The sequence below is a fragment of the Variovorax ginsengisoli genome (assembly GCF_030486595.1).
GTDB lineage: Bacteria > Pseudomonadota > Gammaproteobacteria > Burkholderiales > Burkholderiaceae_C > Variovorax > Variovorax ginsengisoli_B.
Genome location: NZ_JAUJZH010000015.1, coordinates 1 through 26059 on the forward strand (window position 1 = coordinate 1; position 26059 = coordinate 26059).

A 26059-nucleotide genomic window follows, 5' to 3' on the forward strand; every position below is an offset into this window, starting at 1 on the left:
TGAACAACAGGCCGCGCAAAACACTGGGCTGGAAGACACCGGCTGAGACCTTGAACGAGTATCTAAAATCCGTTCGACAACCCGGTGTTGCGACGACCGGTTGAATCCGCCGCCGACACCGTGGTCGAAGTGCCGGTGTTGGCGTCGGTCGTGTTCTTGATCGAACTGGTGATCGACTGGCCGTTGGCGTCGGTGCTGGTCTGCAAGGTCGACGGCACGTACAGGTCCTTCAGCACGATCGGCGAGCGCTGGAAGCGCGGCGCCCATTCCATCACCACCGAGTACTGGTTGAGCTCGTCGTAGATGGTCGCCACCGAGCGCTGGCCGAAGGCGTTGTAGAGCGCGCTGTCGACCGCCGACGAACTCACGCCGAGCCGGGCCGCGGCATCGCGGTCGACGTCGACGAAGGTCTCGACGCCGTTGTCCGCATCGTCGCTGTCGACGTCGGTCAGCGCGGTCTCCTCGCGCAGCCGGTTGGCGAGCTTGGTCGACCAGGCGCGCAGGTCGCCCAGGTTGTCGCTCTTGAGCGTGTACTGGTAGCTCGAGTTGCTCGAGCGCCCGCCCATGCGCAGGTCCTGCACCGGGCTCAGGAAAACGCGCAGGCCGGTCAGCTGGTTGAGCTGGGGGCGCAGGCGGTCGATCACCGCCTGGGTCTTGTCGGTGCGCTGCGACACCGGCTTGAGGTTGACGAACATGAAGCCGCCGCCCGAGCGTCCCCCGCCCGAGAATCCGACCACCGTGTCGACCGCCGGGTCCTTGCGGATGATGTCCACCGCCTGGCGCAGCTTGTCGGCGATGGCCGCCGACGAGATGCTCTGGTCGGCGCGCAGCCCGGCATTGAGCTGGCCGTTGTCCTGCTGCGGGAAGTAGCCCTTGGGGATGGCGTTGAACAGATAGACGTTGAGGCCGATCACCGCCAGCAGCACCACCACGACCACGCCCTTGCTGGCCAGGGCCCAGTCGAGGCTGTGGGCGTAGGTGCGCAGCGTGCCGTTCCAGGCCCGCTCGCCGACACGGCCGAACCAGGCGCGCAGGCGCCCGGGCGGCTTGCCCTTGGCTTCATCGGCCTCGCTGCGCAGCAGCATGGCGCACAGCATCGGCGTGGTGGTGAGCGAGATCACCAGCGAGATCAGCACCGAGGCCGACAGCGTGACCGCGAATTCGCGAAACAGCCGGCCGACCTGCCCGCCCATGAACAGCAGCGGGATGAACACCGCCACCAGCGACAGGCTGATCGACAGCACCGTGAAGCCGACCTCGCGGGCGCCGCGCAGCGCGGCCTCGACGCGGTTCATGCCGGCCTCGACGTGGCGGGTGGTGTTCTCGAGCACCACGATCGCGTCGTCGACGACGAAGCCGGTGGCGACGGTGAGCGCCATCAGGCTCAGGTTGTTGAGGCTGTAGCCCAGCAGGTACATGATGCCGAAGGTGCCGAGCAGCGAGACCACGGTCGCCACCGCCGGCACGATGGTGGCGCGCGCCTTGCGCAGGAACAAGCCCACCACCAGCACGACCAGCACCACCGAGATCATCAGCGTGATCTCGATCTCGCGCAGCGAGGCGCGGATGGTGTTGGTGCGGTCGGACGCCACCTGGACGTCGATGTCCTGCGGCAGCTGCGCGCGCAGTTCGGGCAGCAGTTCGCGCACGCCATCGACGGTCTCGATGATGTTGGCGCCGGGCGACTGCGTCACCAGCACGATCACCGCGGGTTCGCCGTTGAACAAGCCCAGCGTGCGCGTGTTCTCGACGCTGTCGATCACGCGAGCGACGTCGCCCAGTCGCACCGCGGCGTTGTTGCGCCAGGCGATCACCATGTCGCGATACTCGGCGGCATAGCGCCCCGGTGCCGGCGTGTAGATCTGGAGCCGGCGGTCGGCGGTCTCGATCGCGCCCTTCGGCCGGTTGGCGTTGTTGGCCTGGATCGCGGCGCGCACGTCCTCTGTGCTGATGCCGAAGCGGTTCAGTGCAAAGGGCTCGAGCTCGACCCGCACCGCAGGCAGCGAACCGCCGCCGATCTCGACCTCGCCGACGCCCTCGACCTGCGACAGCCGCTGGCTCACGATGTTCGAGACCGCCTCGTAGATCTGGCCCGGCGTGCGGGTCTTCGAGGTCAGCGCCAGGATCACGACCGGGGCCGCGGTCGGGTTGCGCTTGCGGTAGGTCGGGTTGCTGCGCAGCGTGGCCGGCAAGTCGGCGCGGGCGGCGTTGATCGCGGCCTGCACCTCGCGCGCGGCGCTGTCGATGTTGCGGCTCAGGTCGAACTGCAGCGTGACGCGGGCCGAGCCATTGGAACTGGTCGAGGTCAGCTCGTTGACGCCCGGGATGATGCCGAGCCTTCGCTCCAGCGGCGTGGCGACGCTCGAGGCCATGGTGCTCGGACTGGCGCCCGCCAGGCTGGCCTGCACCGAGATGGTCGGGTAGTCGACCTGCGGCAGCGGCGAGACCGGCAGCACGAAGAAGGCGACGATGCCTGCCAGGGCGATGCCTATGGTCAGGAGCATCGTGGCGATGGGGCGCTCTACGAAGGGCTTGGAGAGGTTCATATTTCCTCTCCGCACGTCGTCGATTCGGGGCGGCGATGGCGGGCGGTATGCCCTGGGCCGGCCGACGTCACCGGCCCTTCGGGCTTCCCTGCGCTGCTCGCGACAGGCGGGGTCCGCGCAAACTCGCTCCGCTGCGCTCCACTCAAACACGCGCGGCCCTGATCCGCCTGCCGCTCCGCTGCTCGGCGGTGCCTCAACGGCCGGCCCAGGGCATACCGCCCGCCACCGCTGAGACGTTGGGGTTGCATCGACGTTGGAGACGACACGGATCTTTGATCACCCCCAAGCCCGGCCCGAAGGGCCGGCGCAGTGGGGTCGCTCGGCCCACACGGCATGCCGGGCGCCCGTGCAACGAAAACAGCAAGGAAGCTCATCCCACCGCCCTCGCCCCGAACCGCCGCCCCAGCCGATCGAAGCCCAGGTAGATCACCGGCGTGGTGAACAAGGTCAGCACCTGGCTCACCACCAGCCCGCCAAAAATCGCCAGACCCAGCGGACGCCGCAGCTCGGCGCCCTCGCCCCAGCCCAGCATCAGCGGCAGTGCCGCGAACAGCGCCGCCAGCGTGGTCATCAGGATCGGACGGAAGCGCAGCAGCGCCGCCTGGTGGATCGCCTCCAGCGGCCCCTTGCCCTGGTTGCGCTCGGCGTCGATCGCGAAGTCGATCATCATGATCGCGTTCTTCTTGACGATGCCGATCAGCAGGATGATGCCGATGATGCCGATCACCCCGAGGTCGTTGCCGGTCACCATCAGCGCCAGCAGCGCGCCGACGCCGGCCGACGGCAAGGTCGACAGGATGGTCAGCGGGTGGATGTAGCTCTCGTAGAGCACCCCCAGCACGATGTAGACGCAGACCACCGCCGCCAGGATCAGCCACAGCTGGTTGGTGAGCGACTTCTCGTAGGCCCCGGCGGCGCCGAGGAAGGTCATGGTCACGCTCGGCGGCAGCGCGATGTCCTTGGCCGCGGCGCGGATCGCCGCCACCGACTTGCCCAGCGCCACGTTCGGCGGCGTGTCGAAGCCGATGGTGGCGGCCGGATACTGGGCCACCCGCGTCACCTGAAGCGGCGCGAACTGCTCGCGCACCGTCGCCAGCGCCGACAGCGGCGTCGCCGTGCCGGCGCCGGTGCGCAGCTGCAGCGTGCCCAGGCCCTCCGGCGAGGACAGCGACTCGCGATCGGCCTCGAGGATCACCCGGTATTGGTTGGTCTCGGTGAAGATGGTGGAGACGATCCGCTGGCCGAAGGCGCTGTAGAGCGCATCGTCGACCGAGCTGGCCGTCACCGACAGCCGCGACGCCGTGTTGCGGTCGATGTCGACGTAGGCCGACAGGCCCTGGCCGCCGGCGTCGGTGGTCGGGTTGCGCACCTGCGGCACGCTGCGCAGGCGCTCGACCAGCTTCTGCGCCCAGGTGTTCACCGTCGCCGTGTCGGCGCCTTCGAGCGAGACCCGGAACTCGGTCGGCCCGGTCTCGGCGTCGATGGTCAGGTCCTGGGTCGGCTGCAAGTAGAGCGACACGCCGGCCACGCCTTCGCGCACCCGGTCGCGCAGCCGCTGCATCACGACGGCCTGGCTGTCATGGCCGGAGCGCAGGTTGATCAGCATGCTGCCGGTGTTGAGCGCCATGTTGTTGGCGGCATCGACGCCGACCACCGAACTCAGGCTCTGCACGTCCGGGTCCGCCAGCACGATGTTGGCCGCCGACTGCTGCAGTTCGGCCATCCGCGCATAGGACACTTCCTGCGCGGCCAGAACCCGCGCCTTGAGCTGCCCGGTGTCCTGGGTCGGAAACAGGCCCTTGGGAATCAGCACGTACAGCGCCACCGTCAGCGCCAGCGTCAGCAGCGCCACCAGCAAGGTCAGCGGCTGGTGGCGGAACACCCATTGCAGCCAGGTGTCGTAGCGCGCGATGACGCGATCGAAAAAGCGCTGCACCGCGGCCCCGAAGCGCCCGCCCTCCTCGGCCTGCGGCTTGAGCCAGCGCGCCGACATCATCGGCACCAGGGTCAGAGAGACCACGGCCGAGATCAGGATCGTGATCGCCAGGGTCACCGCGAACTCGCGGAACAGCCGCCCCACCACGTCGCCCATGAACAACAACGGGATCAGCACCGCGACCAGCGACACCGTCAGCGAGATGATGGTGAAGCCGATCTGGGTCGCGCCCTTGAGCGCGGCCTGGAACGGCGGCTCGCCCTCTTCGAGGTAGCGCGCGATGTTCTCGATCATCACGATCGCGTCATCGACCACGAAGCCGGTCGCGATGGTCAGCGCCATCAGGCTCAGGTTGTTGAGGCTGTAGCCCAGCAGGTACATCAGGCCGCAGGTGCCGATCAGCGAGATCGGCACCGCGATGCTGGCGATCACGGTGGCGCGCAGGCTGTGCAGGAAGAAGAAGATCACCAGCACCACCATCACCACCGCCAGCGCGAGCTCGAGCTGCACGTGGCGCACCGAGGCGCGGATGCCGGTGGTGCGGTCGCTCAGAACCTCGACCTTCAGCGCGCCGGGCAGCGAGGCTTCGAGCTCGGGCAGCAGCTTCTTGACGCCGTCGACAGTGCCGATCACGTTGGCGCCGGGCTGGCGCTGCACGTTGAGGATGATCGCGGGATAGAGCTTGCCGTCCTGCGCGCCCGGCGCGGCGCTCGAATCCGAGCCGGCCCAGGCGCCGAGCTGGGTGTTTTCGGCGCCGTCGATGACGCGGGCCACATCGGTCATGCGCACCGGCGCGCCGTTCTTCCAGGCGACGATCAGGTTCTTGTAGTCGGCCGCGGTGACCAGCTGGTCGTTGGCATTGATCGTGTAGGCCCGCTTCGGGCCGTCGAAGCCGCCCTTGGCGCTGTTGGCGTTGGCCGCCGCGATCGCGGTGCGCAGGGTGTCCAGGCCGATGCCGACCGCGGCCAGCGCGTTGGTGTTGGCCTGGATGCGCACCGCCGGGCGCTGGCCGCCCGACAGCGACACCAGCCCGACACCGCCGACCTGGCTGATCTTCTGCGCCAGCCGCGTGTTGACCAGGTTCTGCACCTCGGTCAGCGGCATGGTCTCGGAGCTCACGGCCAGGGTCAGGATCGGCGCATCGGCCGGGTTGACCTTGGCGTACACCGGCGGCGCCGGCAGGTCGGCCGGCAGCAGCGAGCCGCCGGCGTTGATGGCCGCCTGCACCTGCTGCTCGGCGACGTCCAGGGTCTGGTCGAGCGCAAACTGCAAGGTGACGATCGAGACGCCGGTGGCGCTGGTCGAGCTCATGCGGTCGAGGCCGGCCATCTGGCCGAACTGGCGCTCCAGCGGCGCGGTCACGGTGCGGCTCATGACCTCGGGGCTGGCGCCCGGGTAGAGCGTCTGCACCTGGATCGTCGGATAGTCGACCTGCGGCAGCGCCGCCAGCGGAAGAAATCGGAAACCGACCAGGCCCGCGAGCACGATCGCGACCATGAGCAGCGCAGTCGCGACCGGCCGCTCGATGAAGGGACGTGAAGGACTCAGCACGTCTGCCTCACTGCGGCGGCCGCTGGCGCCTGCCCTCGCCGCCCGGACTGCCGGGCGCACGCGGGCCGCGCGGACCGGACGCGCCCGGCCGCGGCGCCGTCGCCGGCTTGTCGCCCTGCAGCGCCACGCGGGCGCCGTCCTTCAGGCGGTCGCCGCCTTCGGTGACGACATCCTCGCCGGCCGTCAGCCCGTCGAGGATCGCCACCACGTCGACCGTGGCGTCGCCGCGCTTGACGTTGCGCACCGACACCGTCCGGTCCTCGTTGACCACGTAGACGAAGTTGCCGTTGGGCCCGATGCGCACCGCGGTGACCGGCACCACCAGCGCATCGACGGTGCGCAGCACCATCTGAACGTTGACGAACTGGTTCGGGAACAGCGGCGTGCCGTTGTTGGCGAAGCGCGCCTTGGCCCGCACCGTGCCGGTGCTGGTGTCGACCACGTTGTCGAGGGTCGAGAAGACGCCGGTGTCGAGCACCGCACTGCGCACCCGGTCGAGCGCCTTGACCTGCAGCGCCTCGCCCTTGGCGAGCTGGGCCTGGATGTCGGGCACACGGTCCTGCGGCACCGCGAACTGGACGTCGATCGGGTTCATCTGGGTGATCACCGCGATGCCGGTGCTGGCGTTGGCCGCCACGTTGTTGCCCGGATCGACCGTGCGCAATCCGATGCGTCCGGCCACCGGCGCGGTGATCCGGGTGTAGTCGAGGTTGAGCTTGGCGGCCGCCTCGGCGGCGCGGTCGGTGATCACGGCGCCTTCGAGCTGCTTGACCAGCGCCGCCTGGGTGTCGACGTCCTGGCGGGCGATCGAGTCCTGGGTCAGCAGCGTGCGGTAGCGCGACAGCGTCACGCGCGCGGCCTCGAGCTGGGCCTCGTCGCGCACCCGGGTGCCCTGGGCCTGCATCAAGGCCTGCTCATAGGGACGCGGGTCGATGCGGGCCAGCAACTGGCCCTTTGCGACCGACTGGCCCTCGGTGTAGAGCACCTCGGTCAGCACGCCTCCGACCTGCGGCTTGAGTGTGATGGTGGCCAGCGGCGTCACGGTGCCGAGGGCGTCGATCACGATCGGCATCTGCATGCGCCTGGCGGCCGCGTGGCCGACCGTGGAACTGGCGCCGCCGAAGTTCGGCCGGCCGCCGGCCGGCTCGCCGGAGCGCTTGATCAGGTACCAGCCGCCCACGGCCAGGCCCAGCACCAAGGCCAGCGCCACCAGGCTGCCGAGCCAGCGCCGCCGTCGTGAAGGAACAGGGCGGATCGCGGGAAGGTGGTCGGTGGCGGGCTCGGGAATGGGGGACGACATCGGTGAGTGGGCGTGGAATCGGCAGCCCGTAGTGGATCGCTGAATCGTAGCGCCCAGCCCTTACGAACCGTAAAGCCTCGGTAAAGCCGGCGTTGACCGCGTGCGTCCGGCGATCACCGAATGCAACTGGCGCCGCCCGGCTGCAGTTCGTCGCATGGCCGTGGCGGGCGCCCGGGAGCCTCGGCACAGTCCCCCCCATCGTCTTCAGGAGCCCACCATGCAGATGTCCCCCGTGATCGCCGTCCACCTCGCCGCCGCCGCCTCCGCCCTGGCCCTCGGGCCAGTGGTGCTCTGGGCCCGACAGAGCCGGACCCAGCGGCCTCGCCTGCACCGCGCACTGGGCTACGCCTGGGTCACGCTGATCGTCATGGCCGCGCTGTCGGCGCTCTTCATCCGCGATTTCAGGCTGCCCAACATCGGCGGCTACACGCTGGTGCACCTGCTGGTGCCGACCACCTTCTTCGGCCTGTCGCGCGCCTTCTGGAAGCTCGCCAAGGGCGACATCCGCGGCCACCGCATCGCCATGCAGGCGACCTACATCAGCGCCTGCATCGTCGCCGGCGCCTTCACCCTGCTGCCGAGCCGCTACCTCGGCCAGATCCTCTGGGGCCAATGGCTCGGCGTGGCCTGAACCAGAACCCTCCTTCCTCAGCCTCTCACGGAGAATCAGCCATGCTGACCCAGATCTTCCTGCACACGCCCAAGTGGGTGTTCGTCCTGTTCGCGGCCCTGGTGTGGCTCGGCGCCAAGCAGCTGTTCGCGAACAGCGTCGGACTGGGCCGTGTGACGGTCATGCCGATCGCGATGACCGGCCTGTCGATCTTCGGCGTGACCTCGGCTTTCGGCGATTCGCCGACCGCCCTGCTGGCCTGGGCCGCCACCGCCCTGGTGGCCCTGACGCTGGTGCTCCAGCGCGGGCTGCCGGCCAGCACGCGCTATGCACCGGCGTCGCGCACCTTCCACCTGGCCGGCAGCGCGGTGCCGCTGGCGCTGATGATGGGCATCTTCTTCACCAAGTACGCTGTGGGGGCGACGCTCGCGATGCATCCTGATATCCGCCACGAAGCCACCTTCGCGCTCGCGGTGCCCCTGACGTACGGCTTCTTCAGCGGCGTCTTCGCCGGTCGCGCGCTCCGGCTCTGGAAGCTGGCGCTGCGCGAGGATCGCGCGCTGTACAACGTCGGCGGCGCCTGATTCCATTCGACCCGGGAGTCCCTCATGTCCATCGATCAAGCGCGCATCGAGAAACTCGCCCTGCGGCGGGCCAAGGCCAAGCTGGGCTGGTTCGCCCATGCGGCGGTCTACGCCCTCGTCAACCTCGGGCTGGTCGCCCTGTCGCTGGCCAGCGGCCGCAGTTGGGCCATCTACCCGCTGCTCGGCTGGGGCGTCGGCTTGCTGGCCCACGGCCTGTCGGTCTGGATGCTGCCGCCGGGCGGCGCCCTGCTCGGCCGCATGGTCGAGCGCGAGCGCGCCAGGCTGGCCGCCGACGCCAAGGGGGACCCGTGGTGACGGCGGGCCTGCGGCGCCTGCTGGCGCTGGCGCTGCTCGGCGCCCTGGGCCACGCGGCGTCGGCCGCCACCGGTGTCGCCGTGCTGCCGGCACCGCCCGAGACCGGTCCGGTCACTGTGTTCTTCCCGACCGCCGCGCCGGCCACCCGCTTCGTCCGCGGCCCGTTCGCGTTCGAGCTGGCGTCCGACGCGGCGCCGCTGCGCGGCAACGGGCACCTGGTCGTCATGTCGCACGGCTCGGGCGGCTCCCCCTGGCCGCAGGCCGACCTGGCGATCGCGCTGGTCGATGCCGGCTTCACGGTCGCCATGCCCGAGCACGCCGGCGACAACTACCGCGACATGCGCGACGTCGGTCCGCCCACCTGGCGCCATCGCCCCAGGGAGGTGTCCCAAGCCATCGATGCGATGGCCGCCGACGCGCGTTTCGCGCCGCTGCTCGACTTCAGCCACGTCGGCGTCTACGGCATGTCCGCCGGCGGCCTGACTGCCTTGACCCTGGCCGGCGCGCGCTGGTCGCCCGCCCTGCTGAACGCGCATTGCCAGGCGCATCTGGCGCAGGACTTCCCGGCCTGCGTGGGCCTTGCGACTTCGCTCACGGGCGGCATGCTGGATGGCTTGCGCCTCGCGGCTTCCCGCCGGGTGATCGATTGGAAGCTGGGCAGCCAGACCGCGCTCGAATCCTGGACAGACCCAAGGGTCACTGCGGCGGTAGCGGCGGTGCCCATGGCCGCCACCATCGAGATGAGCTCGCTCGCGAATCCCCGCATTCCCCTCGGACTCGTGCGCGCGGGCCACGACGAGTGGCTCGCCCCGCAATGGCACATCGACGCGGTGCGCGCCGCCTGCGGTGCCCGCTGCACACTGGTCGCCGACATGCCCACCGCGGGCCACGGCTCGATCCTGTCGCCGCAGGTGCCGGACCTGCCGGACCGCGCGGCCCGGCTCTTGAACGACCCGCCGGGCTTCGACCGGGCGAGCCTCGCCGGCGTCTACGACGCCATCACCCGCTTCTTCATCCAGAATCTGGCGCCATGAAGATTCACTGGCTCAGTGTTGGCCGGCATTTCCTGCAAGTCCTGGCGTTCTGCTGCGTGGTGGCGGTGCTGACCACCGCAATCTGGCCGAGCAAGGGCTATCTGATGCAGGTCAGCTATGCCTTGTCGGTGGGCCTCGTCGTCTGGGCCGTGATCGAATTCGGGCGCCACCTCGTCGACGAGCGCCATTGCCATACCGACAGCACCGGCGGCCATGGCTGGCCGAAGGGCTGGCGCGGGCTGCTGTTGGCGGTCGTGGGCATCGGCTGCGGCTTCCTGGTGGGGGACCGCGTGGGCGACCGCCTGTTCGGCTACACCAATGTCTCCACACCGCGCGACAACACCATCAGCCTGGTCATCACCGTCGTCGCCAGTGCTGCTGCCATCTTCTACTTCCATGCGCGCGGCAAGGCTGCGGCGCTGACCGCCAAGATCGCGACCGCTGAACGCGATGCCGGCGAAGCCAAGCTCAAGCTGCTCGAGACCCAGCTCGAGCCGCACATGCTGTTCAACACGCTGGCCAACCTGCGGGCGCTGATCACGGTCGATCCGCCGCGGGCGGTCGAGATGCTCGACCACCTCAACAGCTACCTGCGCGTCACGCTCGCCGCCTCGCGCGTCACGGCGCATCCGCTGGCCCGCGAATTCGAACGCCTGCGCGACTACCTCGAATTGATGTCGGTGCGCATGGGTCCGCGCCTGCGCTTCGCGCTCGACCTGCCCGACGCCCTGCGTGACCTGCCGGTGCCGCCGCTGCTGCTGCAGCCCCTGGTGGAGAACAGCATCCGCCACGGGCTCGAGCCGAAGGTCGAGGGCGGCGAGATCCGCATTCGGGCGCTGCGCGAGAACCGCGCCGCCGACGGTCTGCCGCAGATCCGCATCGAGATCCTCGACACCGGTGTCGGGCTCGGCGCCGCGCCGCCGTCCGACGGCGGCGGTTTCGGCGTCACGCAGGTGCGCGAGCGCCTCGCCACGGTCTACGGCGCGCGCGGCAGCCTGAACCTCGAGGCCACGGCCGCGGGCGGAACCCTCGCAACTGTCGTCTTTCCCACCTGATCATGAAAGCCACCGCCCTCATCGCCGAAGACGAACCGCTGCTGGCGCAGGCATTGCGCGCCGAACTGGCCGCCGCCTGGCCCGACCTGGAGGTCGTCGCTTGCGTCGGCGACGGTGCCAGCGCCGTGCGGGAGGCCTTGCAACGGCTGCCGCAGGTGCTGTTCCTCGACGTCCGGATGCCAGGCCAGGACGGCCTGGGCGCGGCCGCCGAACTGGCCGACACCTGGCCGGCCGACGAGGCGCCGATGCCGCAGTTGGTGTTCGTCACCGCCTACGACGAATACGCGGCGCGCGCCTTCGAGACCCAGGCGATCGACTACGTCCTCAAGCCGGTCCAGCCCGAACGGCTGCGCAAGACGGTCGCGCGCCTCCAGCAGGCGCTGGCGGCCCAGGCGCCCGCGGCGGCCGCCGAGCCCGCCGCGCTGGAGCGGACGCTGGCCCAGTGGCGCCAGTTGCTGGCCGGTGCCGCGGCGGCGCCGGCCCCCAACGGCGGGCCGCTCAGGTTCATCGCCGCCAGCGAGGCCGGCGGCGCCACGGTGCGCATGGTCCCGGTCGACGAGGTGCTGTATTTCGAGGCGGCCGACAAGTACGTCCGCGTCCTGACCGCCGGCCACGAATACCTGATCCGCACGCCGCTGAAGCAGCTGCTGCCGCAGCTGGACCCCGACATCTTCTGGCAGGTGCATCGCGCGGTGGTCGTGCGCAGCAGCGCGATCGAGGCGGTGCACCGCGACGAGACCGGCCGCCAGCACCTGAGCCTGCGGGGCCGGGACGACCGGATACCGGTCAGCCGGCTCTACGCGCACCTGTTCCGTGCCATGTGAACCGACATGAAAAAACCGGCCCGTTCGACGGGGCCGGTTTTCCATGGTGACAGCAAAACAAAGAGGCTATCGGCCGCTCAGCGGTAGTACCCGTGTCCGTGATGGCGGTAGTAGCCCGGGCCCGGACGGTAGTAGCCGGGAGCCGGCCGGTAGTAGGCGGCAGGCGGCGCGTAGTACACCGGTGCCGGGCGGTAGTAGACCGGAGGCGGCGGGTAATAGACCGGCGCCGGCGCAACGTACACCGGGGCGGGTGCGTAGTAGGGCTGCGGAGTGGCGACACCGATCGCCACGCCGGGCACGTTGACGCCCACCGACCAGCCGACGGCCGCGCTGGCCGATGCCGTGGCGAACAAGGCTCCGGCGGCAACGACGCCGGCGGCAGCCCATTTGAAAAAGGTGGTGCGGGTAAGGCTCATCGTGAAACTCCTGTGAAGGCGGGTATTGGCCGCCCATGTCATGTATTGAACGCGCGAGGTGTGAACCTGGTGCACGGCCTTGCGTGAAGATCGTTGCCAAAGGTAACGCGCCTGAGGGGCCACCTAGAATGGATGGATGACTTCCCCTGCAGACAACGACAGCACCAAGCCGAGCAATTTCCTGCGCCACGTGATCGAAAGCGACCTCGAACAGGGCAATTATTCCACCCGCAAGTGGGGCGGATCCCCGGGCGACGCGGCCCATCACGCCGGGGGCATGCAGGATCCGGCCAAGGTTCGCATGCGCTTTCCGCCGGAGCCCAACGGCTACCTGCACATCGGCCACGCCAAGAGCATCTGGCTCAACTTCGAGCTGGCGAAGGAATACGGCGGCGTCTGCCATTTGCGCTTCGACGACACCAATCCCGAAAAGGAAGAGCAGGAATACGTCGACGCCATCCGCGACGCCGTGCAATGGCTGGGTTACGACACCCATCTGGCCGACAACCCTGCCAAGTCGGGCGAGGCCAACGACCATGTGTACTTCGCGAGTAACTACTTCGATTTCATGTACCAGGCCGCGGAATACCTGATCGGCGCCGGCCTGGCCTATGTCGACGAGCAAAGCGCCGAGCAGATCCGCGCCAACCGAGGCGACTTCAACACGCCCGGCACCGACAGCCCGTTCCGCGGCCGCACGCCCGAGGAAAACCTGGCGCGCTTCCGCGCCATGCGCGACGGCCAGCTGGAAGATGGCGCCGCCGTGCTGCGGGCCCGCATCGACATGGCGAGCCCCAACATCAACATGCGCGACCCGGCGCTGTACCGGATCCGCCGCGCCACCCACCACAACACCGGCGACAAGTGGTGCATCTATCCGATGTACACCTTCGCGCATCCGATCGAGGACGCGCTGGAGCAGATCACCCACAGCTTCTGCACGCTCGAGTTCGAAGACCAGCGGCCCTTCTACGACTGGCTGCTCGACCGGCTGGCCGAAGGCGGCCTGATCGCCAGCCCGCATCCGCGCCAGTACGAGTTCGCGCGGCTCAACGTGACCCACGTCATCACCAGCAAGCGCCGCCTGCGCCAGCTGGTCGAGGAGAACCACGTCGACGGCTGGGACGATCCGCGCATGCCGACCCTGGCCGGCCTGCGGCGCCGCGGCTACACGCCCGAGGCGCTGAAGCTGTTCTGCGAGCGCTCGGGCGTCACCAAGTCCGGCGGCTGGATCGACTACGCGAGCCTCGAGGCCGCGCTGCGCGACACACTCGACCCGATCGCGCCGCGCGCGATGGCAGTGCTCGACCCGGTCAAGCTGGTGATCACCAACTGGGACGAATTGATGGGCGCCGGCTTCCTCGACGACTGCACGGCGCCGGTGCACCCGCACCACCCCGAGCGCGGCCAGCGCAGCTTCAAGATCGGCCGCGAGGTCTGGATCGAGCGCACCGACTACGAGGACGTGCAGCCCAAGGGCTTCTTCCGCCTGTTCCCGGGCAACAAGGTGCGGCTGAAGTACGGCCACACGATCGTCTGCACGGGCGGCACCCGCGACGCCACGGGCAAGCTGCAGGAGGTGCAGGCCACGCTGGTGCCCGACACCAAGAGCGGCACGCCGGGTGCGGACGCGATCAAGGTCAAGGGCAACATCACCTGGGTGGCGGCGGCGGATGCGCTGCAGGCCGAGGTGCGCCTGTACGAACGCCTGTTCGCGGCGGCCCAGCCGGGCAGCGGCGAATTGCTGGAAGAACTGAATCGCGACAGCCTGGTCACCTGCCAGGCCTTCGTCGAGCCCTCGCTCGCCGGCGCCGCCGAGGGCGGAGCCGGATTCCAGTTCGAACGCCACGGCTACTTCGTGGTCGATGCCAAGGCGGCGGCCGCCGGCCAGCGCGTGTTCAACCGCGCAGCGGGCATGCGCGACAGCTGGGGCAAGTGAGGCACGCCATGCAGCGCCGCTCGCTCCTGCTTGCATCGATGGGCCTGTTGTCGCTGCCGGCCGCGCAGGCCGCTGCAACGCCCTCGCCGGCCACGCCCGCCCCTGCGCTCTGGCCGCATGGCGCCCAGGTCCCGGGCGGCGTGGCGCGCCTGTCGCTCGGTCCTGCCGCGGCGCGGCCGGAGGCGCGCACCGAGGGCGGCATCCCGCTGCTGGTGCTGGGTGACCCGATCGAATGGACCGCGCTGGTCGGTATTCCCCTCGCGACAGCCCCGGGCAAGGCCCGCATCATGGTGCGCACGGGGGATGGCGCCGAGCGTCCGATCGCCTACACGATCGCGCCCAAGCAATACAGCGAACAGCGCCTGAAGGTGGCACCGGGCACGGTCGACCTGTCGGCTGCCGACCAGGCCCGCTACGAGCGCGAGCGCGATCACCAGGCGACGGTGATGGCCACCTTCAGCGAACCCGCGCCGCACGAGCTGCAGATGCGGGTGCCGGTGCCGGGCCGACGCTCGAGTTCCTTCGGCCTGCGCCGCGTCTTCAACGGCCAGTCGCGCAATCCGCACAGCGGCATGGACATCGCAGCCGCCACCGGCACGCCGGTGCTGGCGCCGCTGCCGGGCCGGGTGATCGACACCGGCGACTACTTCTTCAACGGCGGCACCGTCTGGCTCGACCACGGCGGCGGCCTGCTCACGATGTACTGCCACCTGAGCCGCATCGACGTGAAGACCGGCGACGCGCTGCAGAGCGGCGAGCGACTGGCCGCCGTGGGCGCCACCGGCCGCGTGACCGGGCCGCACCTGCACTGGGGGGTGATGCTGAACCGGACGATGGTGGATCCGGCGCTGTTCATGGCGGCTTGAGGCAGCCTACAGCGGCTTCGTCAGATACACCGCCTCGCGTCCCACGATCACCCGCTGCGCCGGCATGAACACCGTGCAGTCGTCGCAGGGCGCGCGGATCTCGTCAGTCCCCTGCGTGGCGATCAGTTCGCCCTCGGCAAAGGTCTCGAAGCCGATCAGCGGCCGCACGAAGCGGAAATCCTCCGACTTGATCAGGTGCGTCTGCAGCAGTTCGAAGCGGCGCTGCGCTGCGACCTCGGGCGTCGCCCCTTCCCTGTCGATCAATCCGAAGTGCGCCAGGAAGCGCAGCGTCACCTCGGTCGCGAGATCGGCCGCGCTCTGCTTGAAGTGCTGGCCGCACTCGACCACCATCGCGGCGCCCGGCGCATCGGCGCCGGCATGCAGGCCGTGCTGGATCAGCGGCGTGCCCGAACCCAGGCCGCTCGGCATCACCAGGTGCACCGGCGGCAGGCCGATCGCGGTCGCCACCCTCGCATTGCGCTCGAAGTCCGGGTAGACCCAGAACGGCACCACGTCCTGGCTGGTCGAATGGATGTCGAGGATGTGGTCGGCGGCAGCCACCACCGGCCGCAGCGCGCGGGCGCGCCGCAGTTCGGGGCTGTCCTCGGGGCCGTCTAGCCATTCATCGGACCAGACGCGATTGAGGTTGTGGACGATCTGCCGGTTTTCGAAAGGCTTGGCCGGATCGAAGGCGTTGTAGGCCTCGACATGGGCGAAGCTGACAGTCAGCGTGCCGAGCTTGGGCCGCACGCCGCTGTCCAGCAGATGGGTCGCGGCCACCATGCCGCAGATCTCGTTGCCGTGGGTCAGCGCGTTGATCAGCACGTGCGGGCCGGGCTTGCCGGATTCGAATCGATGCACGTAGTCGACGCCCGTGTTGCCCTCGCGGTAGGCGGAAATGTCGCGCGGCAGGACTTCGAGGGCGGGTTGGGTGTCGGTCATGGGGGATTGTTCGGTGGGGGACGGAATTCCAGCAGTTTGCTACAAGCGCGCTGACCCGGCACGGCAGGTGAGCGTCAGTCGGGCTTCCTCGCCGCCGCCACCAGCGCCCGGATCGCCCAGCGCCGGACCTTCGACGCCTGCGCGTCGTCGAGTTGCAGCACATCCTTGCAGACCACCATCGATTCGGTGCCGATCACCAGCGCCAGCGCCTGCTCGAGTGTCTTCACAGCCGCCGGCCTGAACTGGCTGCGGGCCGGCGCCAGCGCGGCCTCGATCAGCGGACTGCGCCGGTTCTGGCGCGCCGGCACTTTGGCGTCGTGCCCGCCCCGGACCACGCGCTCCATCGACTGCGCCAGCAGCATGCGCAGCGACGCCTCGTTGGCGGCGATCATTCCGCTCAGCGCAGCATCGACCAGCTCCAACCGCTGCACCGGGTCATGCGAGCGGGTGTCGCCGAGCACCGCGGCGGCCTCGGGAACCGCGATGTCGAGCGAGGCCTCGCGGTGCAGCGCCTCGATGCTCGGAAAGTAGCGGTAGGCAGTGGCCCGCGACACGGCCGCCGCCTCGGCGACCTCCTCGAGGCTGGGCTGGCGACCCTCCTGCATGAGCCGCGCAGCCGCCTGCAGCAGGTCCTTGCGCGTGCGCCGGCGCTGGTTGGGACGGCCGGCTTTCTCGCTGCAGGCTCCGCTCATGAATCCTGTGGCAGCTGCTGGATGATGGCCGCGAGATCGAGCCACACGTTCTCGCGCCGGATATCCCCGGCGTCGGTGAACTCGACCACATGGAGCAGCCTGAACTCCAGCGGCCTGCCACGGCCCTCCAGGCCGAAGGGACGCCCGGGTGCCTTGCCCCGCCAGATCGATTCGTCGACCAGGAAATCGGCACCGTAGAGCCGCCGCTGGGATTCGACGCGGCTGTCGGACAGATCGCTGAACAGCGCCTCGTAGAAAGGCCGCGCGCCGTCGCGCCCCCGCGTCGGCCCGGAGGGCGCGCCGACGATGTCGTGCTCGACGTCGGGCGACAGCGTCGCCAGCACGCCTTCGACGTCGTCCGTGGCCTCGAAGCGGAAATGCTGGTCGATCCTGCGGTCCATCTCGGTTCGGGTGAGCGCCATGTCCGGGTCCTCCAGGGGATGGGGTTCCCGCCAACTCTAATGAGACAATAATCTCATTACAAGAAATTAGTCTCGAATGAGCCGGCCCCGTTCATTGACGGAATCTATGGCCGCAAACCTAGTGTCCGCTGCCCAGGTACGCCGCCTTCACCCCCGGATCGTTGCGCAGTTTCTCGGCCGGCCCGTGCAACGAGATCCGGCCGTTCTCGAGCACGTAGCCGTAGTCGGCCACGCCGAGCGCGGCGGCCGCGAACTGCTCGACCAGCAGCATGGTCACGCCTTCCTGCTTGAGCCGCTCGATGATGCGGAACACCTCGGCCACCAGGATCGGCGCCAGGCCCATCGAGGGCTCGTCGAGCAGCACCACCTCGGGATTCAGCATGACCGCGCGGGCCATCGCGAGCATCTGCTGCTCGCCCCCCGACAAGGTGCCGGCCAGCTGGGTGCGCCGCTCCTTGAGCCGCGGGAACAGGTCGAGCGCGCGCTCGAGGTCGCCCGCGACATCGCCGCGCGGCCGACTGCCCGTGAGCCGGGGGAAGGCACCCAGCGTGAGGTTGTCGGTCACGGTCATGGTGGCGAACACGCGCCGGCCTTCGGGCGAATGCGCGAGCCCGAGCTTGGCGATGTGGTAGGACTCGAGGCCGTCGATGCGCTTGCCGTTGAGCGTGATCTCGCCGGCTGTCGGCTGGATCATTCCGGAGACGGCGCGCATGGTCGTGGTCTTGCCGGCGCCGTTGGAGCCGATCAGGGTCACGACCTTGCCCTTGGGCACCTCGATCGAGACGCCGTGCAGCACCTGCACCTTGCCGTAGCCGGCCGATAGATTCTGGATGGTGAGCATTGGGTCCCGTTTCCTTACGCAGGCTGCGGCTCGGCTTCCTGGCCGCCCAGATAGGCTTCGATCACCTTGGCGTCGGCCTGCACCGCGGCAGGCTCGCCTTCGGCGATCTTCTGTCCGAAGTCGAGCACCGAGACCGTGTCGCACATGCTCATCACGACGTCCATGTGGTGCTCGATCAGGATCACGGTCACGCCGTGCTCGCGGATCTTGCGGATGATGGCGATCAGCTCCTTGATGTCCGGCGCCGTCAGGCCGGCGGCCGGTTCGTCGAGCAGCAGCAGCTGCGGGTCGAGCGCCAGCGCGCGGGCGATCTCGAGCAGCCGCTGCTTGCCGTACGGCAGGTTGCGCGCCTCCTCGGCGGCGAAGGCCTCGAGGCCGACGAACTTGAGCAGGCCCAGCGCCCGGTTGGCCGCCGCCGCACTCTCGCGCTTGTAGCGCGGCGTGTGGACCGCGACGTCGAACAGGTTGCTGCGGAAGGTGTGATGCAGCCCGACCTGCACGTTCTGCTGCGCCGTCATCTCGCCGAACAGCTGCACGTTCTGGAAGGTGCGCGCGATGCCCGACAGCGCGATGTCGGACGATGTGCGACCGACCAGCGAACGCCCGCCGAAGCTGATCGCGCCGGCGGTCGGCACGTAGATGCCGGTCAGCACGTTCATCATCGTGCTCTTGCCGGATCCGTTGGGCCCGATCAGGCCGTGGATGGTGCCGCGCCTGACAGTCAGGTCGACATTGTTGAGCGCCTTCAGGCCGCCGAACTGCATCAGCACGCCCGACGCCTGCAGCACCTCGGGCTGGCCGCCGGCCATGGCGGCGGTCGCCACGGCATCGGCCGGCGCGATGCCGGCGCCCTCGACCTCGAGCCGGGCCTTGGGCCGGCGCAGGTTCAGCGCGTTGCGCACGAAGCCCACGATGCCGTCCTGCAGGTAGTAGACGACGAACAGCATGATCACGCCGAAGATCGAGAGCCGCCAGTCGGTCATGGTCTGGAGCCAGAACGACAGGCCCGCGAGCGCGATGCTGCCGACCACCGGAATGGCCATCTGCTTGGGCGTGACGCGCTTCATCTGCACGCCCACCACCGCCACCACCATGACCAGCACCGCCAGCGCCACCGACACGTAGCGGAACAACTCCACGTCGTCGAGCAGCTTGGGCAGCAGCACGATGATGGTCGCGCCCAGCATGGCACCGATGCGGCTCTTGCGCCCGCCCATGATCACGGCCAGCAGGAACAGCACGGTGAGCTCGAAGTTGTAGGTGTTCGGCGAGATGTACTGCTCCGAATACGCATACAGGCTGCCGGCCAGTCCGGCGAAGCCGGCGCTGATCACGAAGGCATAGACCTTGTAGCGGTACACCGACACGCCCATGCAGTCCGACGCCACCGGGCTGCCGCGCAGCGCCTCGAAGGCGCGCCCGAGATGCGAGCGCAGGATGCGATGAACCACGACCAGCGACAGCACCAGCATCACGACCACCAGCCAGTAGAACTCGCGCTCGTCGAGCTTGTGGCCGAACAGCGGCGGCTTGGTGAGCTTGATGCCCATCGGCCCTTCGGTGATGAAGCTCATCTCGTTGATGAGGATCTGGATGATGGTGCCAAAGGCCAGCGTAACCATTGCCAGGTACGGCCCCGTGACACGCAGGGCCGGCAATGCCAGCAGCGCACCGAACAGCGCCGTGACGCCGATCGAGGCGATCAGCGCCACCATCAGCGGTGCGCCGAGCTTGTAGACCAGCACGCCCGCCGTGTAGGCGCCGAGCCCGAACAGGCCCGCATGGCCCAGCGAGACCTGGCCGGTGTAGCCGACCACGATGTCCAGCCCGAACAGCAGGATCGCGTAGATCATGATGGTCTCGAGCAGGTGGATGTAGTACGGGTTGTCGATGCCGATCGGGAACAGCAGCAGCGCCGCGAAGCCGACGAGAGCGAGGAGGAAGCGTCCGATTTTGGTATTCATGTGAGCGTCAGACCTTCTTGATCGCGGTCTTGCCGAACAGGCCGGCCGGGCGCACCGCCAGCACGATCAGCAGCAGCACCAGGCCCGGAACGTCCTTGTAGCCGGTGCTCAGGTAGAAGCCGGTGGTGGTCTCGGCGATGCCCAGGATGATGCCGCCGAGGATGATGCCCATGCCACTGGTCAGCCCGCCGATGATCGCCACCGCGAAGGCCTTCAGGCCCAGCACCGCGCCCATGGTGGCGCCGGTCAAGGTCAGCGGCGCGATCAGCACGCCCGCGAAGGCCGCGGTCAGCGACGACAGCGCATACGAGAAAGTGATGACCAGGCCGGTGTTGATGCCCATCAGCTTGGCTGCATCGCGGTCGTTGAAGGTCGCGACCACCGCCTTGCCGTAGATCGAGCGGCGGTTGAACAGCTCGACCGCCAGCATCATGAGGATGGCGCCCACCACCACCAGGATCTCCATCGGCAGCACGTTGGCGTTGAGGAACTTGATCGGCGCCTCGGGCAGCGGCGACGGGAACTTGAGGTCGTCGCGGCCCCAGACGTTCTCGGCCACGTTCTTGAAGATGATGCCGAGCGCGATGGTCGACATGATCCAGCCGAATTCCGACTTGATCTTGATCGCCGGCCGCACGCCGATGCGTTCGACCACGGCGCCCTGCACCGCGCCGAACAGGCACACCAGCGGGATCATGAGCCAATAGTTGACGCCCAGGGTGACCAGGGTGAGGCCCACCAGGGCGCCGAGCATCAGCGCGTCGCCCTGGCCGAAGTTGAGGGTGTCCGAGGTGGCGAAGGTGAGCTGGTAGCCGAAGGCGATGACGGCATAGATCATGCCCAGCGCGATGCCGCTGAAGATGAGTTGGGTCAGGATTTGCATGACGGCTTTCGGGAGGCGTTGGCACAAAAAGGCGCCGCCGCGGGAGCGACCCGGGGCGGCGCCGTCAGGCAGGCGCGGATCAGGGCTTCAGCAGGGCGTCGTTGGCCGCGTTGTTTTTCAGCTGAACCATGGCCGCCTTCTTCATGTCGTCGGCGTTGGCGTAGTTGACGCGGCCGCCCTTGACCTCGCCGAACACCGGGATGTTGGCGGTGATGGCGTCGTGGTCGCCCTTGGCGAATGGCTTGGTGTAGGTGGTCACCACGCCCTCGACCGGCGTCTTCAGATCTTCCAGTGCGGCCAGGATCTTCGGGCCCTCGGTGCTGTTGGCCTGCTTGATGGCGGCGGCCAGCAGGTAGATCGAGTCGTAGCCCTGGGCGGCCGAGACCGGCGAATCGATGCGGTTGTTCTTCGGCTTGAAGGTGCCCAGGTAGCTGGTGATGAAGGCCTTGCGCTTGGGCGTGGTCGGCTCCTGGATGAAGGTCTGCGGCATGCGCGCGCCGTCGCCGCCCGGGCCTGCGTTGTCGATGAAGTTGGCCATCGACAGGGTCCAGCTGCCGACCATCGGAACCTTCCAGCCCAGCTTGGTCATGCCGTTGGCGATCTGCGCCAGCTCGGGGCCGATGCCGTAGGTCAGCACCGCCTCGGCGCCGGCTTCCTTGGCCTTCAGCAGCTGGGCCGTCATGTCGACGTCCTTGATGTTGAACTTCTCGACCGCCACCGGCGTGATGCCCTTGGCCTTGAGCGCCTTCTCGAGGTCTTCGCGGCCCAGCTGGCCGTAGTTGGTGGAGTCGGCCAGGATCGCGACCTTCTTGAAGCCGCGGCGGGTGACCGCTTCTTCGACGATCATCGGCGCCTGGATGCTGTCGTGCGCCGCATTGCGGAACACGTAGTTCTCGGGCTCCTTGTCGAACTGGTGCGTGATGATCGAGCCGGTCGCGACGTTGTTCAGCACCGGGATCTTGGCTTCCTGGAAGAAGCGCTGCGACGCCAGGGCCACGCCGGTGTTGATGTAGCCGACCACGGCCACGACCTTTTCCTTGTTGATGAACTCCTGGGCGATCTGCACGCCGCGCTCGTTCTTGGCCTCGTCGTCGCGTTCGACCAGCTGGATCTGGCGACCCAGGACACCGCCGCTCTTGTTGATTTCCTCGGTGGCCAGGCGCACGCCGTCGCGCATGCTGACGCCCATCGAAGAAGAGCCGCCGGTGAACGGACCGTCGACGCCGATCTTGATCGGGTCGGCCGCGAACGCGCCAGCAGAGAAGGCCACGGCGCCCGCCACGGCCAGAAGCTTGAATCGAAACAGCATCAGGAAAGTCTCCAAAAGGGGTCGAGAAAAAGTCGTCCGTAGAACATACCGTTACACGCGTTCTTCAGAGAGAGTGACAACCCTAAAAACGCTATAGGAAATATCTTTCTCCGGACCTGCCGGAGAGCGCCTCAGCGCGGCTCGCCGGCCAGTTGCTTGCGGCGGTTCTCGCCCTGCCGCGCGAACATCCAGCCGGGGTATTCGGCCGGCAGCCGGCTGACCTGGTCGAGCTGCGCCAGCTCGGACGCGCTCAGCGCCACCTGGGTCGCCGCCAGGTTGTCGGCCAGCTGTTCGGCACGGCGGGCGCCGACGATCACGCTGGTGACCTGGGGCTGGTGCAGCAGCCAGGCCAGCGCCACCTGGGCCACCGAGACGCCGTGCGCCGCGGCGATCGGGCGCATCGCATCGACGCAGTCCCAGGCCCGGTCTTTGTCGACCGGCGGAAAGTCGAAGCTCACGCGCCGGCTGCCCTGCTCGGCCTGCTGCTCGCGCCCGTACTTGCCGCTCAGCAGGCCGCCGGCCAGCGGGCTCCAGACCATCAGCCCGACGCCTTCGCTCTGCAGCATCGGCACCAGTTCGCGCTCGAGGTCGCGGCCGGCCACGGTGTAGTAGGCCTGCAGCGATTCGAAGCGCGCCAGTCCCCAGCGCTCGGCGATGCCGAGCGCCTTGACGATCTGCCAGGCGGCCCAGTTGGAGACGCCCACGTAGCGCACATGGCCCTGGCGCACCAGCTGGTCGAGGGCCCGAACGGTCTCCTCGATCGGCGTGGCGGGGTCGAAACCGTGGATCTGGTAGAGGTCGACGTGGTCGAGCTGCAGCCGCTTCAGGCTGGCCTTGAGGCCATCCATGATGTGGCTGCGCGAGGCGCCTCGGGCGTTCGGCCCGGGGCCGGTCTCGCCGAAGACCTTGGTGGCAACCACGACGCTGTCGCGCGGTACCTGGAGGTTCTTGAGGGCCTGGCCGGTGATCTGCTCGGACAGCCCGCCCGAATAGACGTCGGCGGTGTCGATGAAGTTGATGCCGGCGTCGAGCGCCTGGCCGACCAAGCGCTCGGCGTCGGCCTGCTGCAGGTCGCCGATCTGGCTCCAGATGCCCTCGCTGCCGCCGAAGGTCATGGTGCCGAGGCAGAGTTCGGAGACGAAAAGGCCGGTGCGGCCCAGGGGATGGTTGCGCATCGAAAACACTCCTTGTGTCGAAGCGGCAGAGCATAGGCGCGTCCGGCCGATCGTGCTGGCGGCCCTGCACCGCATCCTTCGGGCAGCCCGGAACGTCTTTGCCTGGTGAACAATGAGGCCGGCCTCGCCGGTGAAAGGCTCCATCATGAAACACATGGTCCGCTACAAGCTCAAGGCCGATCGGGTCGACGAGAACGAGCGCCTGGCCCGGGCGGTGTACGAAGAACTCGCCGAGCGCAGGCCGACCGGCCTGCGCTACGCCACCTTCAAGCTCGAGGACGGCGTGAGCTTCGTCCACATCGCCTCGCACGAGGCGCCGGACGGCAGCAACCTGCTGACCGCCCTGCCCGCCTTCAAGGCCTTCGTGGCGGGCGTGCGCGAGCGCTGCGAAGAGCCGCCCGTCACGGTCGGGATCAGCGAAATCGGCTCCTATGGCTTCTTCGGGTCCTGAGGCTGAGGCGCCCGAGGCGCTGATCGCCACCTCGAAGAGGCGCGGCGCCAGTTCCTCGCGCTGGTCGACGACATCCGGCCCGACCTGCACCGCTACGCCACGCGCATGACCGGATCGGTCGCCGATGGCGAGGACGTGGTGCAGGACACGCTGGCGCGGGCCTGCTTCGAGCTCGCCCAGCACAAGGCGATGCCGCCGCTGCGGCCCTGGCTGTTTCGGATCGCCCACAACCGCGCGATCGACCATTGGCGGCGCGAGGCGCATCGGCGGGCCGAGCCGCTCGAAACGGCGCTCGAGCTCGCCGACGATGCGGCGCTCGAGCCCGACCATGCGCTGGCGCGAGAGCAGGCCGTGCGGGCAGCGCTGCGCAGCTTCCTGCAGCTGGCGCCGGCGCAGCGCGGATGCGTCATCCTGAAGGACGTGCTCGACCATTCGCTCGAAGAGATCGCCGCCGAACTCGAGCTCAGCGTGCCAGCCGTGAAGGCGGCGCTGCATCGCGGACGCGGCCTGCTGCGGCAGTCGCCGGCCACCACGCCGGACACGGCGCCGGCGCGCGCCCCGACCCCCGAGCTGCTGCGCTACGCCCGCCTGTTCAACGCCCGCGACTGGGACGGCGTGCGCGCCCTGCTGGCCGACGACGTGCGGCTGGACCTGGTGTCGCGCCGCAAGGCCGCGGGGCGGCGCGAGGTCGGCGTGTACTTCTCGAACTACGAGCGCCTCGACGACTGGCGGCTCGTGCCCGCATGGCTGGACGGCCGCGCGGTGCTGGCCGTGCTGCCGGGCCGCGGCGACGGTCCGCCCGGCTACTTCATCGAGCTGCAGTGGCGCGACGGGCGACTCCGCCTGATCCGCGACTTCCGCCACGTGCCCTACATCGCGCGCGACGCCGATCTCGTGCTCGCGCCCTGAGATGGGCGGTGCTCAGGCCGGATCGTCCGCCGGGTCCGGCTGCGCGTCTTCGCGCCGGCCCGAACCCTTCTTGCGCCCCCGGGCCGCTTTCTTCGCGGCGCGCTCGGCATCGAGCAGCTGTCCGGCCGCCAGCCACTGCGCGAACTCCTCGGGCGTCTCCAGCGTGATGCGGCCGATGTTGCCGCTGCGGAATTCATTCATCACGATCTCGGCCGCCTTCTGCAGGTTGACCCGGCCCTTGCCGAGCAGCGCGCCGCGCTTGCGGCCGATCGCCTCGAGCACCTCTTCGTCGCTCAGCGCGCCGATCGGATCGATCTTGAAACGGGCCTCGACCAGGCCCGCGTAGTGGCCCTTGAGGTAGTCGAGCAGTTCGAGCGCCACCTCTTCCTCGTCGAAGGCGTTGCGCCCGATGGCGCCGCTGGCCGCCAGGTTGTAGCCGCTCTTGGCGACGATGATGCGCGGCCACAGCATGCCCGGGGTGTCCCACAGGTAGAAGTCGTCGGCCAGCGTGATGCGCTGCTCCAGCTTGGTGATGCCGGCCTCGTCGCCGGTCTTGGCCTTGCGGCTGCCGGTGAGGGTGTTGATCAGTGTCGACTTGCCGACATTGGGAATGCCGCAGATCAGCACCCGCATCGGCTTGGCCATGCCGCCGCGGGCCGGCGAGAGCGCATGGCAGGCATCGATCAGCTGGCGCGCCGGCGTGGTCTGGCTGGCGTCGAGGCCGATCGCGCGGGTCTCGGGCAGCGCGTTGTAGTGGGCCAGCCAGAGCGCGGTGCAGGCCGGGTCGGCCAGGTCCTGCTTGTTGAGCACCTTGAGTCCCGGCTTGTGGCCGGTGAGCTCGGCCAGCATCGGGTTGGCGCTCGATCCGGGCAGGCGGGCGTCGAGCAGCTCGATGACGACGTCGATGTCCTTGATCCGTTCGGCAATGGCCTTCTGGGTCAGGTGCATGTGACCGGGGAACCACTGGATGGCCATCGGGGAATTCTTTCTCTGTCTGCGGGATGCGGGCCCGCCATTGTCGCCGCGCCGCGCAGGTGGTCGTTCCGACCTCGACCACGTTGCCGAAATGCTTACGTCTTGCGCGCGCCGATCAGGGCACAGTAGGGTTTTGCGAGGAAAGGACCGCTCACCATGCAGATCCAGATCAACACCAGCAACGGCATCGAGAACAAGGAAGCCCTGGAGCGCTGGGCCGACACCGAGATGCGCCAGACCCTGGCCCGCTTCGCGGCCGAGGTCACGCGCGTCGAGATCCACCTGAGCGACGAGAACCACACCGCCAGCGGCGGTGCGGACAAGCGCTGCGCGATGGAGGCCCGCATCGCGGGCCATCAGCCGCTCGCCGTGAGCCACCACGCGGCCGGCCTCGACGAGGCCTTCCGCGGCGCCGCCGAAAAGCTCAAGCGCGCCCTCGACAGCACCCTGGGCCGGCTCTATGGCCGCCGCGACCGCGACTCGATCCGCAAGGACGGCGACGCGGTGGTCGAATAAGGAG

Annotated in this window: 23 protein-coding genes and 1 pseudogene; 11 read left to right on the forward strand and 13 right to left on the reverse strand. The window is 68.9% G+C overall.

Annotation, left to right across the window (positions count from 1 at the left end; translation table 11 throughout):
- Positions 1 to 208: 208 nt before the first annotated feature.
- The 3 genes and pseudogenes from QZH52_RS20105 to QZH52_RS20115 form a co-directional block, all read right to left on the reverse strand.
- Positions 209 to 2546 (reverse strand): annotated as a pseudogene (locus QZH52_RS20105) (efflux RND transporter permease subunit); the annotation flags it as partial.
- Between the two features lie 370 nt (positions 2547 to 2916).
- Positions 2917 to 6030 carry an efflux RND transporter permease subunit gene (locus tag QZH52_RS20110; protein ID WP_301812544.1) on the reverse strand — a complete coding sequence of 1038 codons (3114 nt, stop codon included), beginning with the start codon at positions 6028 to 6030 and terminating at the stop codon, positions 2917 to 2919.
- Positions 6031 to 6040: 10 nt separating this feature from the next.
- Entirely contained in the window at positions 6041 to 7333 is a 1293-nt protein-coding gene (locus tag QZH52_RS20115; RefSeq protein ID WP_301812365.1) for an efflux RND transporter periplasmic adaptor subunit, read from the reverse strand.
- Between the two features lie 217 nt (positions 7334 to 7550).
- Here QZH52_RS20115 and QZH52_RS20120 point away from each other — a divergent pair, with 217 nt between their 5' ends.
- The 6 genes from QZH52_RS20120 to QZH52_RS20145 are packed head-to-tail and all read left to right on the forward strand — an operon-like array spanning position 7551 to position 11755.
- Positions 7551 to 7964: a DUF2306 domain-containing protein gene (locus QZH52_RS20120; protein WP_301812368.1), complete on the forward strand. Its 414-nt coding sequence runs from the start codon at positions 7551 to 7553 to the stop codon at positions 7962 to 7964.
- Positions 7965 to 8005: 41 nt separating this feature from the next.
- Entirely contained in the window at positions 8006 to 8527 is a 522-nt protein-coding gene (locus QZH52_RS20125) for a DUF6622 family protein (RefSeq protein ID WP_301812369.1), read from the forward strand.
- 24 nt (positions 8528 to 8551) lie between these two features.
- Positions 8552 to 8842 carry a 2TM domain-containing protein gene (locus QZH52_RS20130; RefSeq protein WP_301812370.1) on the forward strand — a complete coding sequence of 97 codons (291 nt, stop codon included), beginning with the start codon at positions 8552 to 8554 and terminating at the stop codon, positions 8840 to 8842.
- Positions 8839 to 9876 (forward strand): alpha/beta hydrolase family protein, encoded by a 1038-nt coding sequence (locus QZH52_RS20135; RefSeq protein ID WP_301812372.1) that lies wholly within the window; start codon positions 8839 to 8841, stop codon positions 9874 to 9876. Before QZH52_RS20130 ends, QZH52_RS20135 begins: the two co-directional genes overlap by 4 nt.
- Positions 9873 to 10931, forward strand: coding sequence for a sensor histidine kinase (locus tag QZH52_RS20140; RefSeq protein WP_301812373.1), 1059 nt, complete (start codon positions 9873 to 9875; stop codon positions 10929 to 10931). The genes QZH52_RS20135 and QZH52_RS20140 overlap by 4 nt, the downstream gene beginning before the upstream one ends.
- Before the next feature lie 2 nt (positions 10932 to 10933).
- Entirely contained in the window at positions 10934 to 11755 is an 822-nt protein-coding gene (locus QZH52_RS20145) for a LytR/AlgR family response regulator transcription factor (RefSeq protein WP_301812375.1), read from the forward strand.
- Positions 11756 to 11832: 77 nt separating this feature from the next.
- Here QZH52_RS20145 and QZH52_RS20150 read toward each other — a convergent pair whose 3' ends face one another.
- A complete protein-coding gene (locus QZH52_RS20150; protein ID WP_301812377.1) occupies positions 11833 to 12171 on the reverse strand; it encodes a hypothetical protein in 339 nt (112 codons plus the stop codon).
- A 136-nt stretch (positions 12172 to 12307) separates the two neighbouring features.
- Here QZH52_RS20150 and QZH52_RS20155 point away from each other — a divergent pair, with 136 nt between their 5' ends.
- Together QZH52_RS20155 and QZH52_RS20160 are read left to right on the forward strand one after the other, a co-directional pair.
- Positions 12308 to 14110: a glutamine--tRNA ligase/YqeY domain fusion protein gene (locus QZH52_RS20155; RefSeq protein WP_301812379.1), complete on the forward strand. Its 1803-nt coding sequence runs from the start codon at positions 12308 to 12310 to the stop codon at positions 14108 to 14110.
- An 8-nt stretch (positions 14111 to 14118) separates the two neighbouring features.
- Positions 14119 to 14976 carry a M23 family metallopeptidase gene (locus tag QZH52_RS20160; protein ID WP_301812380.1) on the forward strand — a complete coding sequence of 286 codons (858 nt, stop codon included), beginning with the start codon at positions 14119 to 14121 and terminating at the stop codon, positions 14974 to 14976.
- Between the two features lie 6 nt (positions 14977 to 14982).
- Here the strand turns inward: QZH52_RS20160 and QZH52_RS20165 are convergent, their stop codons facing one another.
- The 8 genes from QZH52_RS20165 to QZH52_RS20200 form a co-directional block, all read right to left on the reverse strand.
- Positions 14983 to 15918 (reverse strand): M14 family metallopeptidase, encoded by a 936-nt coding sequence (locus QZH52_RS20165; protein ID WP_301812381.1) that lies wholly within the window; start codon positions 15916 to 15918, stop codon positions 14983 to 14985.
- A gap of 74 nt (positions 15919 to 15992) precedes the next feature.
- Positions 15993 to 16610, reverse strand: a complete 618-nt coding sequence (locus QZH52_RS20170; protein WP_301812383.1) for a TetR/AcrR family transcriptional regulator — start codon at positions 16608 to 16610, stop codon at positions 15993 to 15995.
- Complete coding sequence (locus tag QZH52_RS20175; protein WP_301812385.1) at positions 16607 to 17032, reverse strand: ester cyclase; 426 nt, start codon at positions 17030 to 17032, stop codon at positions 16607 to 16609. The genes QZH52_RS20170 and QZH52_RS20175 overlap by 4 nt, the downstream gene beginning before the upstream one ends.
- A 118-nt stretch (positions 17033 to 17150) precedes the next feature.
- Positions 17151 to 17873 (reverse strand): ABC transporter ATP-binding protein, encoded by a 723-nt coding sequence (locus tag QZH52_RS20180; RefSeq protein WP_286503958.1) that lies wholly within the window; start codon positions 17871 to 17873, stop codon positions 17151 to 17153.
- A gap of 14 nt (positions 17874 to 17887) precedes the next feature.
- Positions 17888 to 19837, reverse strand: a complete 1950-nt coding sequence (locus QZH52_RS20185; protein ID WP_286536582.1) for a branched-chain amino acid ABC transporter ATP-binding protein/permease — start codon at positions 19835 to 19837, stop codon at positions 17888 to 17890.
- Between the two features lie 7 nt (positions 19838 to 19844).
- Entirely contained in the window at positions 19845 to 20720 is an 876-nt protein-coding gene (locus QZH52_RS20190) for a branched-chain amino acid ABC transporter permease (RefSeq protein WP_286503956.1), read from the reverse strand.
- Positions 20721 to 20799: 79 nt separating this feature from the next.
- Positions 20800 to 22029 carry an ABC transporter substrate-binding protein gene (locus tag QZH52_RS20195; protein ID WP_301812391.1) on the reverse strand — a complete coding sequence of 410 codons (1230 nt, stop codon included), beginning with the start codon at positions 22027 to 22029 and terminating at the stop codon, positions 20800 to 20802.
- 131 nt (positions 22030 to 22160) lie between these two features.
- Positions 22161 to 23204 (reverse strand): aldo/keto reductase, encoded by a 1044-nt coding sequence (locus QZH52_RS20200; protein WP_286536579.1) that lies wholly within the window; start codon positions 23202 to 23204, stop codon positions 22161 to 22163.
- Between the two features lie 145 nt (positions 23205 to 23349).
- Between QZH52_RS20200 and QZH52_RS20205 the strand changes: the two genes are divergently transcribed.
- Positions 23350 to 23655, forward strand: a complete 306-nt coding sequence (locus tag QZH52_RS20205) for a hypothetical protein (protein WP_301812394.1) — start codon at positions 23350 to 23352, stop codon at positions 23653 to 23655.
- A gap of 60 nt (positions 23656 to 23715) precedes the next feature.
- Positions 23716 to 24564 (forward strand): RNA polymerase sigma factor, encoded by an 849-nt coding sequence (locus QZH52_RS20210; protein WP_301812545.1) that lies wholly within the window; start codon positions 23716 to 23718, stop codon positions 24562 to 24564.
- A gap of 12 nt (positions 24565 to 24576) precedes the next feature.
- On the opposite strand, the gene ylqF is transcribed toward QZH52_RS20210, so the two are convergent.
- Positions 24577 to 25539: a ribosome biogenesis GTPase YlqF gene (ylqF, locus tag QZH52_RS20215; RefSeq protein WP_301812395.1), complete on the reverse strand. Its 963-nt coding sequence runs from the start codon at positions 25537 to 25539 to the stop codon at positions 24577 to 24579.
- A 156-nt stretch (positions 25540 to 25695) separates the two neighbouring features.
- Between ylqF and QZH52_RS20220 the strand changes: the two genes are divergently transcribed.
- On the forward strand, positions 25696 to 26055 hold the full coding sequence (locus QZH52_RS20220; RefSeq protein WP_301812397.1) for an HPF/RaiA family ribosome-associated protein: 360 nt from the start codon (positions 25696 to 25698) through the stop codon (positions 26053 to 26055).
- Positions 26056 to 26059: the final 4 nt, after the last annotated feature.

What these genes read in the sequence shown, in the direction of transcription:
- QZH52_RS20115 (WP_301812365.1), bottom strand. Translation starts at nt 7,333, where the DNA reads ATGTCGTCCCCCATTCCCGAGCCCGCCACCGACCACCTTCCCGCGATC.
- QZH52_RS20120 (WP_301812368.1), top strand. Translation starts at nt 7,551, where the DNA reads ATGCAGATGTCCCCCGTGATCGCCGTCCACCTCGCCGCCGCCGCCTCC.
- QZH52_RS20125 (WP_301812369.1), top strand. Translation starts at nt 8,006, where the DNA reads ATGCTGACCCAGATCTTCCTGCACACGCCCAAGTGGGTGTTCGTCCTG.
- QZH52_RS20130 (WP_301812370.1), top strand. Translation starts at nt 8,552, where the DNA reads ATGTCCATCGATCAAGCGCGCATCGAGAAACTCGCCCTGCGGCGGGCC.
- QZH52_RS20140 (WP_301812373.1), top strand. Translation starts at nt 9,873, where the DNA reads ATGAAGATTCACTGGCTCAGTGTTGGCCGGCATTTCCTGCAAGTCCTG.
- QZH52_RS20145 (WP_301812375.1), top strand. Translation starts at nt 10,934, where the DNA reads ATGAAAGCCACCGCCCTCATCGCCGAAGACGAACCGCTGCTGGCGCAG.
- QZH52_RS20150 (WP_301812377.1), bottom strand. Translation starts at nt 12,171, where the DNA reads ATGAGCCTTACCCGCACCACCTTTTTCAAATGGGCTGCCGCCGGCGTC.
- QZH52_RS20155 (WP_301812379.1), top strand. Translation starts at nt 12,308, where the DNA reads ATGACTTCCCCTGCAGACAACGACAGCACCAAGCCGAGCAATTTCCTG.
- QZH52_RS20160 (WP_301812380.1), top strand. Translation starts at nt 14,119, where the DNA reads ATGCAGCGCCGCTCGCTCCTGCTTGCATCGATGGGCCTGTTGTCGCTG.
- QZH52_RS20165 (WP_301812381.1), bottom strand. Translation starts at nt 15,918, where the DNA reads ATGACCGACACCCAACCCGCCCTCGAAGTCCTGCCGCGCGACATTTCC.
- QZH52_RS20170 (WP_301812383.1), bottom strand. Translation starts at nt 16,610, where the DNA reads ATGAGCGGAGCCTGCAGCGAGAAAGCCGGCCGTCCCAACCAGCGCCGG.
- QZH52_RS20175 (WP_301812385.1), bottom strand. Translation starts at nt 17,032, where the DNA reads ATGGCGCTCACCCGAACCGAGATGGACCGCAGGATCGACCAGCATTTC.
- QZH52_RS20180 (WP_286503958.1), bottom strand. Translation starts at nt 17,873, where the DNA reads ATGCTCACCATCCAGAATCTATCGGCCGGCTACGGCAAGGTGCAGGTG.
- QZH52_RS20185 (WP_286536582.1), bottom strand. Translation starts at nt 19,837, where the DNA reads ATGAATACCAAAATCGGACGCTTCCTCCTCGCTCTCGTCGGCTTCGCG.
- QZH52_RS20190 (WP_286503956.1), bottom strand. Translation starts at nt 20,720, where the DNA reads ATGCAAATCCTGACCCAACTCATCTTCAGCGGCATCGCGCTGGGCATG.
- QZH52_RS20195 (WP_301812391.1), bottom strand. Translation starts at nt 22,029, where the DNA reads ATGCTGTTTCGATTCAAGCTTCTGGCCGTGGCGGGCGCCGTGGCCTTC.
- QZH52_RS20200 (WP_286536579.1), bottom strand. Translation starts at nt 23,204, where the DNA reads ATGCGCAACCATCCCCTGGGCCGCACCGGCCTTTTCGTCTCCGAACTC.
- QZH52_RS20205 (WP_301812394.1), top strand. Translation starts at nt 23,350, where the DNA reads ATGAAACACATGGTCCGCTACAAGCTCAAGGCCGATCGGGTCGACGAG.
- ylqF (WP_301812395.1), bottom strand. Translation starts at nt 25,539, where the DNA reads ATGGCCATCCAGTGGTTCCCCGGTCACATGCACCTGACCCAGAAGGCC.
- QZH52_RS20220 (WP_301812397.1), top strand. Translation starts at nt 25,696, where the DNA reads ATGCAGATCCAGATCAACACCAGCAACGGCATCGAGAACAAGGAAGCC.